Source organism: Corynebacterium sp. p3-SID1194 (assembly GCF_025144155.1).
Classification (GTDB): Bacteria; Actinomycetota; Actinomycetes; order Mycobacteriales; family Mycobacteriaceae; genus Corynebacterium.
On the sequence record NZ_JALXWY010000002.1, the window covers coordinates 225,747 to 239,531 of the forward strand.

Genomic DNA, 13,785 nt, shown 5'->3' on the forward strand with positions numbered 1-13,785 from the left:
TTCAGCAATGGCCGACCATGCCCACAACCTGCGCGCGCAGGGCGGGAATGGCCGGCCATTCGGCGTTATTACGCGCGGCACGACGGGCTACAACCGGCTGCGGCGCTCCGACAGGTGGACGCGCTACCACCCTGATATCCAGTCGCTGCTGCGCGGGGTCAGCGAGCCGCTCGCTGTTGACGTCGGCTACGGCGCATCCCACACCACCACCGTCGAATGGGCGGGGTGGCTGCGGCAGGTCAACCCACGCACCCGTGTCGTCGGGCTGGAAATCCACCCCGATCGCGTCCTGCCGCCGCGCGACGGCGTCACCTTCGAACTCGGTGGCTTCGAGCTCGCCGGATACACGCCGCACCTCGTCCGCGCCTTCAACGTCCTGCGGCAGTACGACGTCGACGATGTCGTGAGCGCGTGGGAGACCGTCGCATCGCACCTCGCCCCGGGCGGGCTGTTCATCGAAGGCACCTGCGACGAACTCGGCCGCCGCGCCGCATGGCTGCTTATCGACGCCACCGCCCGCCCCCGTACCCTCACCCTCGCCTGGGCTCCCGACGATGTCGACCGGCCCAGCGACATCGCCGAACGCCTCCCCAAGGCCCTGATTCACCGCAACGTCCCCGGCGAACCGATTCACGAACTCCTCGCCGCCGCCGATGATGCGTGGGAGCGCTCCTCCGGCTGGGCACCCCACGGCCCACGCGTCCGCTGGCGCCACGCTCACCAGATGCTTATCGACGCCGGATGGCCCCTCGAACCTGTGCGTCGCCGCATACGGGACAACACGTTGACTGTGGATTGGTCCACGGTGGCCCCGAACAGCTGATTTACCGCGCCTCCCTGCGGTGGAAAAGGTTGTCAAACATAAGAACTCTCACGCACAATGGGCATCTATGACCCGCACTTCCACTGGCCGGGGATGGAAAATCCTCCTAGGCATTGTCGCCGGCCTCATCATCTTGCTGTTCCTCGCGGAAATCGCCGTCCGCGGGTTCATCGCGCAGCAGATCCGGGCTAGCGTCCGCGATTCGGTCCCGGAGAGCGCCGACATGCGCGAAGACGCCTCCGTCCACTTCGGTGCTTCCCCCGTCTTGCTCGGCCTCGCCCGCGGGAAACTCCAGTACATCAACATCGACGTGCCGTCGACACTCGTGCCGGATAGAGACGAGATCGTGGGCAACCCGCCCGCCACGATCGACGCGACCGGCTTCGCCCTCGACCCTGACGACCCCAGCGCTGAACAGTTGGTCCTCCACACGGAGCTGCCCCAAGCACTCGTCCGCGACATGCTGCAGCAGGAGCTGCGCCACTCGCTCGATGAGGCCCAGGACGGCCGTTTCGCCGAATACGACGAGATCCTCACCGTGTCCGACGTCCGCACCGACCCGGCCGCAGGAACCTTCACCGTGACGTTCTCCAACGGCGCTTTCGGCGTGGAGCTGCGCCCTGAGGTCGTGGATGACCAAATGACATTCACCGCCGAATCCACCCAGATTCTGGGACGCAGCTTGCCGGATTTCTTCTCAGAGGCCGTCAGCAACGCTTTGCAAAAGGGGCTGAATGAGGATGTCGTGGGACCGATGCAGATTCAGCAGTTCCAGGTCATCGACAACGGGTTCCGCATCACCGTCGCTGGGGAGAATGTGAAGCTCAACGAGCTGCCTGTCTAACACCGACCCCAAACTGCAGTTCAGCTACCAGCCGTAATTTCCGCGAAGAATATTGTTCAGCTGCGGTCTGACATCGAAGAAGTACACGCCGATGCAGACGCAGCCGATGATGCCGAGAAACATGAAGGAGCTCAGGCAGGCGATGCCACTGGCGATCAAGATGGCTGCCCATGCGGCCTTCGGCATGCGGTCGCCCGCGTCGAAGGCATCCGGACGTGTCAGCCCCACCATCACTGCCCCGGCGAGCCCTGCGATCCCCACGAGAGCCATGAGTAGCGCACGCAGCAGCGCCGGCGCGAGGATAATCCAATTGGCCAGTGTGAGGTCCGGAAGCTGGAGCAGCATCATCAAGGAAGGTGTGGCTTTCTCGTTCGGGTTCTAGTTATTCTTCGGATCAGTGTCGAAGCCGCGATCCTCGACAACTTCACCGTCGATGATATCGGAGGCGGTGTCGGTGCCCGACGGCGCGTCGGTATCATTCGCTGCCGCATCGTCACCGGAAGCGGAGCGGTCGAAGACGGAGCTGAGGCGGTTGATCATGTCGTCGAGACGCGAACGCATGTCGGCGATCGTGTCCTCGGTGGTGTTATCGGCAGTGTTGTCGCCGGCGGTCGCTGCAGCAGTAGCGGCCTTGTCGCCGCCGTTCTCGCCGCCGCGGTTGCGCACCTGGTTCACAGCGACGTTGAAGGTCTCCCGGACCTCGTCGGCCGCGTCGCGGAAGGCGGACTTCATCTGGTCGGCCTGGTCGGACTCACGGGAGGCATCAGCAGCGCGGGTGACGCTGCCGGCGAAATCCCGGAAGATGGACTCAGCATCACCGGCGAGGGACGCAGTGGCAGCGCGGAAATCGCGGTCGTTCTCCGCACCCTCGTAAGCCTGGCGGGCGTTCGCGATGGCGGCCTTGAACTGGTCGCTGAAACCCGCATGGTCGTCGGTGAGATCCTCGGTGTGGGCGGCGTGGGCGCCACCAGCGACATCTGCGTCGCGGTCAGCGCGGAAATTGCGGCCGAACTCACCTGCCAGGTCGCCCAGGCGGGACCACGCATTCAGGGAAGCCTCACCGGCGCCCTTGAGGGTGTTCATGATGCCGTCGTCATTGGCATCCTTGTCCTTGCCGGCAGAATCGTACGGGTTAGTGGAGGAGGAATTGTCGGTCATGGCGGTGTCTCCTTATGGCGCGTGAATCTAAAACAGTATCTGCGTCACAGTGTAAATAACCAGGCCTGCTAGCGCACCGACAATTGTGCCGTTGACGCGGATGTACTGCAGGTCTTTGCCGACCATGAGCTCGATCTTGTCGGCGGCTTCCCGGCCGTCCCAGCGTTCGATGGTGTCGGAGATGATGGCGGTGATATCGGCGGCGTAATTGTCGGCGATGAACCGGGACGCACCCTGGATCCGGTCGTCCAGAGAGGCGCGGAGTTCAGGATCGGTGCTGATGCGCCCGCCCCATTCCTGCGCCAGTTCGGCGACGCGGCGGCGGAGGGGGGATGAAGGGTCGAAGGAGGCGTCGATAAGCGATTGCGAGACGGTGCCCCACATCTCGCCCGCGACGGACTTGGCGGCCGTGGACCCCATGATGTCGCCCTTGATGGACTCGACGCGTGTGATCATCTCGGGGTCGAACTGCAGGTCGACCGCGAACTGCGCGATTGTGCGGCGGATCGCCTGGCGCGCCTCGTGGTCCGGGTCGGTGTCGATCTCGCGCATGAACTCCACCAACTCGCGGTAGACACGCTCCCCCACGAGCTCCTTCGCGAAACGCGGCGCCCAGCTGGGCATCCGCTCGTCGATCATCGTGACCACCGACTCCTCCATCGTGCCCACCTTCGCACGCCCCCACGAAATGATGTCCTCCACGACAGGCTCCACCTTGCCGTCCGCGATCAACCCGTCGAGCATGCGCCCCAATGGCGGCCCCCACGCCGGCTCCGCGAGACGGTCGAGCACCTGGTGGTTGATCAGGGCCTCCGCATCCTCCGGGTCGATCGCCGCGATCGCGTTGCCGGTGAAACGGCCGACCTGCTCGGAAACCTTCTCAGCGTTCTCGCGCTGCGACAGCCACGCACCCGTGCGTTCCGGGAGGTTCGCCTCCGCGACCTTCTCTGTGATCAGCTCCGCATTCAGGAAATTCTCGCCGACGAATTCGCTGAGCGCGCCGCCGATCTGATCCTTCTTCTTCGGCACGAGTGCCGTGTGCGGAATCGGGATGCCCATCGGGTATCGGAACAGCGCCGTCACCGCGAACCAGTCCGCCAGCCCGCCGACCATGCCGGCCTCCGACGCCGCGCGCACATACGGCACCCAGCCGGGCGCCGCGCCGCGCGTGATCCACCACTCGCACGCGATATAAACCGCCGCCGCGAGCACCAACAGCCCTGTCACCCAGGCTTTATGGATCCGCAGCGAGCGCCGACGCTCCGCCTCCACCTCCGGCGAGGGTCCGGGCACAGCGAGCTTTCCGCTTATCGACGCCCCCTGCCCCTCAAGATCATGCTTTCCCATGCACCGTATTAAAGCGCAAAAGAACCTCCCACTCACACCTGTGCGTGCGAGTGGGAGGCTTCAAGCGGGCCCCGGGGCTTGGAAACTAGTTCCGGCGGCCGGTGGCCTTCCGGTACTTGCGGTAGCCGGAGCGGCCAGCATGGATCGTGATGAAACCGCCGATGAGCGTCACGGCCGTCAAGATACCGCCGACGATCAGCAGCATCTCGGAGATGTCCTCGCTCGCGCCGTGGCCCCAGATCGTGGTGGCCGCGCCGTAGATCAGCGTGCCGAAACCTGCCAGCGACGCCAGGATCAGTGCCATACCGACCCAGGTGATGTGCTTGACCAGCGAGGAGTGCGGAGCGCCCAGCGACACCGGGTCGTAGCCGTCGACGTAGCCGTCCTGGATGGAGGTGCCGTACTCCGGGAAGCTCTCAGTCGAAATATCCGCAACCGGTGCGGGTCCTGCGTGTCCACTCATGGAACTATCTCTCTTTCCTAGTACCTATTACGAGGGGGTGCCCTAAGCCGCTTCCGCGGCGATGATTCCCATTATAGGTGGGCTGCCGCGGGGAGCACGCTATGTCGCTCCCCGCATTGGCGGGCCCTTTTTAGTCGTCCTTGCCGCGGAATGCCGCGCGTGCGCGCTCCTTGTTGATCGCGCCGACAGCCTCCAGCGGGATGCCCGCCGGGCAGACGTCTGCGCACTCGCCGAAGAGGGTGCAGTGGCCAAAGTTGGTCTCCAGCTCGTCCACCATCTGGCGTGCGCGCTTGCCGCGCTCTTCCTGGCCCAGCGGCAGGAGCTTCAGGTGGTTCAGCTTCGCACCGGTGAACAGGTGGGCTGCACCGTTCGGGCACGCCGCGACACAGGCACCGCAGCCGATGCAGGCAGCGAAGTCGAGTGCCTTCTCGGCGGTCTGGTGGTTGACGTGCAGGGTGTCAGCGTCCGGGGCCGTACCTGCCTGGATGGAGACGTAGCCGCCCTGCTGCATCACGCGGTCCAGAGCGGAGCGGTCCACGGTGAGGTCCTTGATCACCGGGAACGCAGCCGAGCGGAACGGCTCGATGCGCAGCGTGTCGCCGTCCTTGTAGTTGAACAGGCGCTGCAGGCAGGCCGTCGTGTTCTGGCCTGCACCGTGCGGGCGGCCGTTGACGGACACGCCACAGGTGCCGCAGATGCCTTCGCGGCAGTCGGAGGCGAAAGTGAACGGTTCCTCGCCTGCTTCGACGCGGTTGTTGTTGACGTGGTCCAGCAACTCCAGGATCGACATCTGCTCGACAGCGTCGTCGACCTGAACGGTCTCGAAGTTGCCCTCGGCGTCGGGTCCGGCCTGACGCCAGATCTCAAGTGTCAGTTTCATTACTTGTAGTTCCTTGTCATCAGCGGGATCGAATCGAAGTACAGGGGTTCGGCGTGGCGGATGAATTTCTCATCGCCGCCCGGCTCCCATGCGGAGACGAAGCACCAGTTCTCGTCGTCACGCTCTGCCTCGCCGTCCTCGGAGAGGTGGTCTTCGCGGTAGTGCGCACCGCAGGACTCGTCGCGGTCGAGAGCGTCGATGATCATGAGCTCACCCAGGTTGATGTAGTCCGCGACGCGGATCGCGTTCTCCAGGGTCTGGTTCATGTCCATCGCTTCGCCCGGGATGTTCACATTGGCCCAGAAGTCGCGACGCAGCTCGCGCACTGCCTTCAGGCCCTTCTCCATCAGTTCGACGTTGCGGGAGACACCGCAAGATTCGTAGAGAATCGCGCCGAGCTTCTCGTGGTAGTAGTCCGGGCCGTGCGGCTCGGCACCCTGAATATTCATCAGGCGGTCGATGAGCTCCTGGGAGCGGGTCACAGCTGCGGAGACCTCCGGCGCTTCCAGGCTCAGGACCTCTTCGTTGAGGTGGCCGGCCAGGAAGTTCGGGACCGTGAACGGCAGAGTGAACCAGCCGTCGACGGACGCCGACAGCAGCGAGTTCGCGCCGAGGCGGTTCGCACCGTGGTAGGTCCAGGAGCACTCGCCGGCGGCGAACAGTCCGTCGATGGATGTCATCTCATTGAAGTCGGTCCACAGGCCGCCCATGGTGAAGTGGACGGTCGGGGCGATGCGCATCGGCACCTCGTACGGGTCCTCGCCGATGGAGTCCTCGTACATCTCGAACAGGTTCGAGTAACGCTCGCGGATGGTGTCCTTGCCCAGGCGCTCGCTGGCGTCGGAGAAGTCCAGGTACGCAGCGTTGTTCAGCGGGCCGATACCGCGGCCGGCGTTGATCTCCTTGGAGATCGCGCGGGAGGCCACGTCGCGCGGGACCAGGTTGCCGAAGGCCGGGTAGCGGCGCTCCAGGAAGTAGTCGCGCTCTTCTTCCGGAATATCGGCCGGGTTGCGGTCGTCGCCCTGTTCCTTGGGGACCCAGATGCGACCGTCGTTGCGCAGGGACTCCGACATCAGCGTCGTCTTCGCCTGCCACTTGGCGTTGACCGGCAGACCCGTCGGGTGGAACTGCACGAACGCCGGGGACGCCAGGTATGCGCCGTGCTCGTACGCGCGCATGATGGCGGAGGCGTTGGAGTTCTTCGCCAGGGTGGTCTTGTGGTACACGTTGCCGTAACCGCCGGTGGCCAGCACGACTGCGTGGCCGGTGAACGGCACCAGCTCGCCGGTGATCAGGTTACGGGTGACAATGCCCTCGCAACGCTTCTTGCCGTCTTTTTCAGTGATGATGAAGTCGACCAGGTCGTTGTGGGTGAAGATCTCCACGTTGCCCAGGTGGATCTGACGCTGCAGCGCCGATGCCGTGGACAGCTGGAGCTGCTGACCTGTTTGGCCACGGGTGTAATAGGTGCGGGACACCTGGACGCCGCCGAAGGAGCGGGTGGCCAGTGCGCCGCCGTACTCGCGGGCGAACGGAGCACCGATCGCGTTCATGTGGTCGATCACGCGGACCGACTCGACTGCGAGGCGCCAGCAGTCGGACTCGCGGCAGCGGTAGTCGCCGCCCTTGACGGTGTCCTTGGTGTGGCGGTACGCGCCGTCGTTGTCCATCTTCTTGCCGCGAGCGGAGTTGACGCCGCCCTGAGCAGCAATCGAGTGCGCACGGCGCGGAGCGTCGTGGTAGGTGAAGTTCTTCACGTTGTAGCCGAGCTCACCGAGGGCGGCCGCAGCTGCGCCGCCGGACAGGCCGGTGCCGACAACGATGACGGTGAACTTACGGCGATTGAGCGGGGAGACGAGCTCCATGTGGTCCTTCTGGTAGGTCCACATGTCGCGCATCGGGATGCCCTTGGGCTCGTTGCTCTCCAGGATGTTGCCCGGGGTGACGCCGGCAGCCTTGGACTTCGGGTTGGTGAAGTCCTTGTTCTCGTCCTTCTCGGCGGCCGGGGTGTCGGTTGCGCCCTTAGCCTCGGCCGGACGGTCCTTGGTGGCCTGGGTGCTCATTGCCTTGGTGGCCGTATTGCCAGCCTTGTTCTCAGCCTGAGCCTTTTTGACGTTCGGCTTCTGGTCGGCGCTCTTCGGGGCGGTCTGGGAGCGCGGCGGCTCCTTGCCGTCGACGCCGTTGGCGGGAGCCTTGTCAGCTGCCTTCTTCGGCTTCTTATCGCCCGAGTTGTATGCAGTAGTCATTTGCGTTCCTCCAGCCGTTCCTAAGACACCATTCCGAATGCGATGGCCAAAGGCATCACAATGTTGCCGATCACCACGATGGCGGGGATCCAGTACGCGAGCACGACCATGATGGCGCTGCCGCGCTTACCCAGCCAACCCAAGTCGGAGACCGCCAGGTACACACCGTGGGTGAGGTGCAGGAACAGGGCGATCATTGCGATGACGTAGAACAGCGTGACAAACCAGCGCTCAGGAGCGAACGTGGCCAGCAGGTTGTTCTTGACTGCGCCGTGGGTGAATGCCTCGGACGCGACGACCTCGCCGACAGTCAGGTCGAGGATGTGGAAGATGATGAACAGCAGCAGGATGATGCCGGTGACGATCATCCAGCGTGCGGCGGTGGACTGCAGGCCGCCCATCAGGTTGGTGCGGCGGAATTTACCGCGGGACTTGCTCGAGCGCGCCTTCAGGGCAAGAGCGCCCCAGACGTGCAGCACGAGGCAGGCGAGCAGGACGATGCGGATGATCCACAGCAGCGAGCTGCCGGGGAACAGCGGCTGGCCCATCTCGCGCAGGAATGTGCCGTATTCGTCGATTGCGGCACCGCCAGCGTGGTCGGGCATGAAGATCTTGAGGTTACCGACCATGTGGCCGATGACGAACAAGAAGAAAATCAGGCCGGTGACGGCCATTATGAGTTTGAGCACCCAGGTAGGCACTCCGGGCCGCTCGCGCAGCGGCTCCTCAGTGATTTTGCCGTGACGAATTGCGTCACGATCTGCATGTTGAACAGTCATGGCACCTCCAGTGTCGACTTAACTTTACGATTAACCCAAGGTTCACCACTACTCGACGTGCCACCTCACCCCCACTTAGCGGTCACGCATGCAGCGTTTCCGCACCATCGGCGCCAGCACACGTCCAACATCGCAGTTCACATCTGCAACAGCTTTTCGACGCCCACCGCCACCCCCCAAATGTGAATTACCCCACCTACACCCACCCCGGGCATTGTGCGGCACATTCATTACCCCGAAGGGTGTCAAACTTTGGTTTGTTGAGTCGCCCTAATCTCTCGGTCCTGCGTAAACCTAGGGCGACGAGGCAGATCGCCAAACTTCGTTACAGTGGGGCCCATGACTGATACGAATTCTGCAACCCGAACCATCGACGCATCCGCCAACGACATTTTCGCGCTCCTGTCCGACCCGTCCCGCCACGCCGAGACCGATAACTCCGGCATGGTCGTCTCCGCCGACACCAACGCCAAGCTGGAGAAGGTCGGCGACATCTTCGTCATGAACATGACCAAGGAGGACGGCGACTACCAGACCCGCAACGAGGTCTTCGCCTTCCAGGAAAACAAGGTCATCGGCTGGAAGAACCTGGCTAACCTCACCGCTGATGTCGAGGTCGGCGCGAAGTGGCTCTACGAGCTCTCCCCCGAGGGCGCTGACAGCACCTCCGTCACCCTGACCTACGACCGCAGCGAGATCGCCTCCGACGAGGTGCGCAAGATGTCGGAGAAATTCGACGACGCCGTGATGGAAGAGTCCCTCGCCGCTCTGGCTTCCGCTGTCGGTGGCACCGACAACCCGACCCAGAAGGGCTAAACGCAAAGCAAAAAGCGCCCCGCCACAACTCGTCGATAAGCTGTGGCGGGGCGCTTTCGCGTGGCTTTACTTCAGCGCGAAGAACTGCTTCTCTTCCTTGAAGTCCAGCCTGATCGCCAGCGTGCCTTCGTCACCGTTGTCCTCCGGGATCGGGTAGACGATGTTGCCCGTCGTCGATGCACCGGAGTACAGGGTGTTGCTCATGTCGAAGTCATCGTCCATCAACACAATCGTCTCGAACTGGCCCACGGTCTGGCCGTCCGGCGAAATGTACTCGACCGTGAACAGCGGTTGCTTGCCCTGCGGATCATCACCGACGAACTCGGCGGTGATGTTGGCCATCATGTACTTCTTGCCCGCCTCTGGGTCCTTGTTGTAGTCGTTGGCCTTCTTAATATCGTCGTTGGCGTTGAGGTTCACCGAGTTCAGGGTGACCTTCCAGTCCTTGTTCTCAATCGTCGAACCGACCGGAAGCGGGTTCTCGCGGGTGCTACCCTCCTTGCCACCCTTCTTCTTGCCCTTTCCGCTGTCCTTGTTGGCGCTCGGCGATTCGGTGGCATTGCCCGTGGACTGCTGCGCGCTCGTGGTCTTATCGTCGTCGCTGTCGCTTTCCTTATCGTCCCCGCCAGAGGTGAGGAAGTAGATCAGGCCGCCAATCAGAGCAAGCGCAACAACCAGGCCGCCAATGATCGCGATGATCTTGCCGCTGCCACCGCCGCCGTTGCCATCCTGACCACCCTGGCCGTACGGTGCGTTCATCTGCTGCCCGTACTGGCCCTGCTGGTCATAGCCCTGGGCGTAACCCTGGTGGTCGTAGCCTTGCTGGCCGTAGCCCTGGTCGAAGCCCTGGCCGTAGTCATAGCCCTGCTGGCCATAGTCGTAGCCCTGCTGGCCGTAGCCGTCGTAGCCGTACTGGCCCTGCTGCCCGGGCTCCGACTCGGAGAACGGGTCCCGGTTGGGGTTGATGCTGCTAGACATTACGTTTCCTTGCTATCGGCCCCACCGGCAAGCGGCGGAGCGACGGATCAGTTCTAAGCGCCTTTTAAGACTGGCTGCGTTTTACTCTAACGTCGAAATCACTTTTCGTCGTGCTAACCCGCCAAATCCTTTTCCTTAACACCAGCCATGAGACCACAAGAAAACGCCCCGAGCAGGGCTCGGGGCGTTTTCAGCCGTCGATAAGCAAACTGCTTAAAGATTGATCATGTGGCCCTCGACGCCGTGCGCGACTTCCTTGAGCACCTCGGACAGCGTCGGGTGGATGTGCACGCTACGCGCAATCTCGCCGGCGGTGAGATCGAAGCGCTGCGCCAGGTTGATTTCCGGCAGCAGCTCGGAGACATTCGCGCCGACCAGGTGCGCACCGAGGATCTCGCCGTACTCGCCGTCGACGACGAGCTTGCCGAAGCCCTGCGACTCCGCCAGACCCAGCGCCTTGCCGTTCGCGGAGAACGGAAAGGTAGCGACCTTGATGTCCTTGTCCGCGAACTTCTCGCGCGCCTGCTCCTCGGTGTAGCCCATGGAGGCGACCTGCGGGTTGCAGAACGTCGCGCGCGGCATCATCTGGTAGTCGCCCAGCTCCATCGTCTCAGCGTCAGCGATGGTCTCAGCCGCAACGATGCCCTGCGCCTCAGCCACGTGCGCTAGCTGCAGCTTCGCCGTCACGTCGCCGATCGCGTAGATGCCGTCGACGTTGGTGCGCATGCGCTCGTCGACGTTGATGGCGCCGCGGTCCGTGAGCTCGACGCCGGTGTTCTCGAGGCCGTAGCCCTCGGTGCGCGGCTGGAAGCCGACGGCGACCATGACGCGGTCGACGGTGATGGTCTCCGTGTCATCCGAGCCCTTCTTCTGGATGTCCACCTCGACTGAATCGCCGTTGTCGCGCACAGCCGTCGTCGCGTGACCCGTCAGAAGCTTCACGCCGAGCTTCTTGTAGGCCTTCGCGATCTCCTTGGACACGTCCTTGTCCTCGTTCGGCAGGACACGGTCCATGAACTCGACGACCGTGACCTCTACGCCATAGTTGGACAGCACGTACGCGAACTCCATACCGATCGCGCCAGCGCCCACGATGACCATCTTCTCCGGGGCCTCCGGGTTGAGGATCTGCTCCTCGAAGGACACCACGTTCTCGGACAGCTCGATGCCCGGCAGGGTCTTCACCACGGAACCCGTAGCGATGATGCAGTCATCGAACGTGACCGTCTTGCCCTTGTCATCTCCCTCGGTGATCTCCAGCGTCTTCGCATCCTTGAAGGAACCGACACCGTTGATCTCCGTGATCTTGTTCTTCTTCATCAGGTAGTGGACACCGCCGACGATCTTCTCCGAGACCTTGCGGGAACGCTTGTGCGCATCCCCGTACTCGAAGGAAACATCGCCCTTGATGCCGAACGTCTTCGCCTCGTGGTTGAAGATGTGCGCCACTTCAGCGTTCTTGATCAACGACTTCGACGGAATGCAGCCCACGTTCAGGCAAACACCGCCCCAATACTGCTTCTCTACAACCGCGACCTTCTTGCCCAGCTGGGCTGCGCGGATTGCGGCGACATAGCCACCGGGGCCAGCGCCAAGTACAACAACGTCAAAATGTTCATTAGCCACGTCCCCTAGGATACGTGCGCTCGCGCCAACTCGCTGCGGGGGTGCTTTCCACTTCAAAGTTCCGCCCACTTTTGGCATGATGTAGCAAGCTTCCCAGTAGTTAGTAGCGAAGGAACCTCAAGCATGAAGCTGTCCCGCCCCGCACTCGCGTCCGTCGCCGCGATCGCCATCGCAGCAGGGTCGCTCACAGCAGCCAGCGTCGTCAACGCCGAAGACGCAAACCAGCTTAACGACGAAACCGTGACCGGCACCCCCGCCGACGCTCCTTCCGATGAGTCTGGCGCCGACGACTCCGACGCCGAGGGTGAGGCTCCCGCCGATGAGTCTGGCACTGGCGAAGACGCTTCCGACAACGGCGCTCCCGGCGCAGATACCGAAGCCGGCGAGACCGGCGCCCAACGCGACAAGGACAGCTCCGTGGGCGACCTCAGCTCTATTACCAACGATCTGGCCGAGCGCGACAAAGAGAGCATCGACCCTGAGATCGAAGACGCCGCGCAGAACGTGCCGGAAGACGACGATGCACCCGCCAAGCTCGCCACGATGCGCAAGATGACCGGCCCGCATGACGCCCCGAAGAAGGTCTCCGACAACACGTCACAGGCCCAAGACTGGTACGGCGCAGAAGATGTCGAGGGCTGGTACGTCTACTCCGAGTCCATGAAGCGCGACATTCCGGTCGCGCTCGTCCGCGCCACCGACAAAGACGGCAAGCCTGTTACCGACGCTCCGACGCTGTACATGCTCAACGGCGCCGGCGGCTCCGAGCAGACCGGCGACTGGATTTCCGTTGCTGAAGCCCAGAAGGTCTACAAGGGCAAGGGTGTGAACCTGGTCGTCCCGATGGAGGGCGCATTCTCCTACTATGTCGACTGGCTCACCGACGGCGACACCTTGAAGGAAAAGTCCGACTACTTCAAGGGCGAGCAGAAGTGGTCGACGTTCCTGGGCAAGGAGCTGTGGCCCGCCGTCGAAAAGGAGCTCGGCGCGAACGACAAGCGCGGCATCCTCGGCTTCTCCATGTCCGGCACCTCCTCGCTCCTGCTCGCGGAGCACCACCCCGAGCTTTACGACGCCGTCGGTTCCTTCTCCGGCTGCGCCGCCACCTCCACCCCGCTGCCGTGGGCATTCGCTGCACTGACCGTGAACCGCGCCGCCAATGAGCCGAATTACTCCTCGGTCACCCCCGCTCATATCTGGGGTCCGATGGGCAGCCCCTACAACCGTTACAACGATGCCCTCGTCAACGCCGAGAAGCTTCGTGGCAAGGCCCTCTACATCTCCAACGGCTCCGGCACCGCGTCGCAGTCCGACATGGTCGGTTACCGCGTCGCCAATGGGCAGAACCTTGCCCAAGCCATCGGCGGTTCCATGACCACCACCGTCGAAGGTGGTGTCATCGAGGCTGCGACCAACTCGTGCACCCACGATCTGCGCGCCAAGCTGAACAACGAGAACATTCCGGCGCACTACGAGTTCCGCAAGGCCGGCACCCACGCCTGGGCCGTCTGGCTCGACGACCTGTACCGCTCCTGGAACACCACCTTCGGCCCTGCGCTCGTCGGCGATGACTTCGTCGAGGCTGTCCCGGACCCGGAGGAAGGGCTCCCCGAGCGCGCTACCTGGGACGCTGACAGCAGCAGCTAAAGCATAAAAGCGGCCTTCTCTAGCCGCTTTCCCGGGTTTTCGCCCGTCTTTCACGCCCTGTGACCTGCCCGTTTAGGCGATGTCTACTGAAGTAGACATTGTTTCGTAGACGATGGGTTGCGCGGCGTTTAACGTTTGTGCTGTGAACGATTTTGACGCGTTTCTAACAACACTCGGT

13 protein-coding genes are annotated in these 13,785 nt (G+C 63.2%); 4 read left to right on the plus strand and 9 right to left on the minus strand.

Going from position 1 to position 13,785, the window contains the following annotated elements:
• Positions 1-7: 7 nt before the first annotated feature.
• Together M3G19_RS03245 and M3G19_RS03250 are read left to right on the plus strand one after the other, a co-directional pair.
• A complete protein-coding gene (locus M3G19_RS03245) occupies positions 8-823 on the plus strand; it encodes a class I SAM-dependent methyltransferase (protein ID WP_259900410.1) in 816 nt (271 codons plus the stop codon).
• Between the two features lie 67 nt (positions 824-890).
• Complete coding sequence (locus M3G19_RS03250) at positions 891-1,667, plus strand: DUF2993 domain-containing protein (protein WP_259900411.1); 777 nt, start codon at positions 891-893, stop codon at positions 1,665-1,667.
• Between the two features lie 24 nt (positions 1,668-1,691).
• Here M3G19_RS03250 and M3G19_RS03255 read toward each other — a convergent pair whose 3' ends face one another.
• The 7 genes from M3G19_RS03255 to M3G19_RS03285 form a co-directional block, all read right to left on the minus strand.
• Entirely contained in the window at positions 1,692-2,015 is a 324-nt protein-coding gene (locus M3G19_RS03255; RefSeq protein ID WP_259900412.1) for a DUF2516 family protein, read from the minus strand.
• A 30-nt stretch (positions 2,016-2,045) separates the two neighbouring features.
• On the minus strand, positions 2,046-2,825 hold the full coding sequence (locus tag M3G19_RS03260; protein ID WP_259900413.1) for a CGLAU_01105 family protein: 780 nt from the start codon (positions 2,823-2,825) through the stop codon (positions 2,046-2,048).
• Positions 2,826-2,852: 27 nt separating this feature from the next.
• Positions 2,853-4,172, minus strand: a complete 1,320-nt coding sequence (locus M3G19_RS03265; RefSeq protein ID WP_259900414.1) for a DUF445 domain-containing protein — start codon at positions 4,170-4,172, stop codon at positions 2,853-2,855.
• A gap of 85 nt (positions 4,173-4,257) precedes the next feature.
• Positions 4,258-4,635: a hypothetical protein gene (locus M3G19_RS03270; protein WP_259900415.1), complete on the minus strand. Its 378-nt coding sequence runs from the start codon at positions 4,633-4,635 to the stop codon at positions 4,258-4,260.
• A 130-nt stretch (positions 4,636-4,765) separates the two neighbouring features.
• Entirely contained in the window at positions 4,766-5,515 is a 750-nt protein-coding gene (locus M3G19_RS03275; protein ID WP_210572816.1) for a succinate dehydrogenase/fumarate reductase iron-sulfur subunit, read from the minus strand.
• Entirely contained in the window at positions 5,515-7,578 is a 2,064-nt protein-coding gene (locus M3G19_RS03280) for a fumarate reductase/succinate dehydrogenase flavoprotein subunit (RefSeq protein WP_259900429.1), read from the minus strand. The genes M3G19_RS03275 and M3G19_RS03280 overlap by 1 nt, the downstream gene beginning before the upstream one ends.
• A 203-nt stretch (positions 7,579-7,781) precedes the next feature.
• Positions 7,782-8,540, minus strand: coding sequence for a succinate dehydrogenase cytochrome b subunit (locus M3G19_RS03285; RefSeq protein ID WP_259900416.1), 759 nt, complete (start codon positions 8,538-8,540; stop codon positions 7,782-7,784).
• A gap of 339 nt (positions 8,541-8,879) precedes the next feature.
• On the opposite strand from M3G19_RS03285, the gene M3G19_RS03290 reads away from it, so the two are divergent.
• Entirely contained in the window at positions 8,880-9,356 is a 477-nt protein-coding gene (locus tag M3G19_RS03290; RefSeq protein WP_259900417.1) for a hypothetical protein, read from the plus strand.
• A gap of 66 nt (positions 9,357-9,422) precedes the next feature.
• Here the strand turns inward: M3G19_RS03290 and M3G19_RS03295 are convergent, their stop codons facing one another.
• Both M3G19_RS03295 and lpdA read right to left on the minus strand, forming a co-directional pair.
• Entirely contained in the window at positions 9,423-10,334 is a 912-nt protein-coding gene (locus tag M3G19_RS03295) for a DUF4352 domain-containing protein (RefSeq protein ID WP_259900418.1), read from the minus strand.
• A 213-nt stretch (positions 10,335-10,547) separates the two neighbouring features.
• Positions 10,548-11,960 carry a dihydrolipoyl dehydrogenase gene (gene lpdA / locus M3G19_RS03300; protein WP_210572810.1) on the minus strand — a complete coding sequence of 471 codons (1,413 nt, stop codon included), beginning with the start codon at positions 11,958-11,960 and terminating at the stop codon, positions 10,548-10,550.
• 123 nt (positions 11,961-12,083) lie between these two features.
• On the opposite strand from lpdA, the gene M3G19_RS03305 reads away from it, so the two are divergent.
• On the plus strand, positions 12,084-13,607 hold the full coding sequence (locus M3G19_RS03305) for an alpha/beta hydrolase-fold protein (RefSeq protein ID WP_259900419.1): 1,524 nt from the start codon (positions 12,084-12,086) through the stop codon (positions 13,605-13,607).
• Positions 13,608-13,785 lie beyond the last annotated feature (178 nt).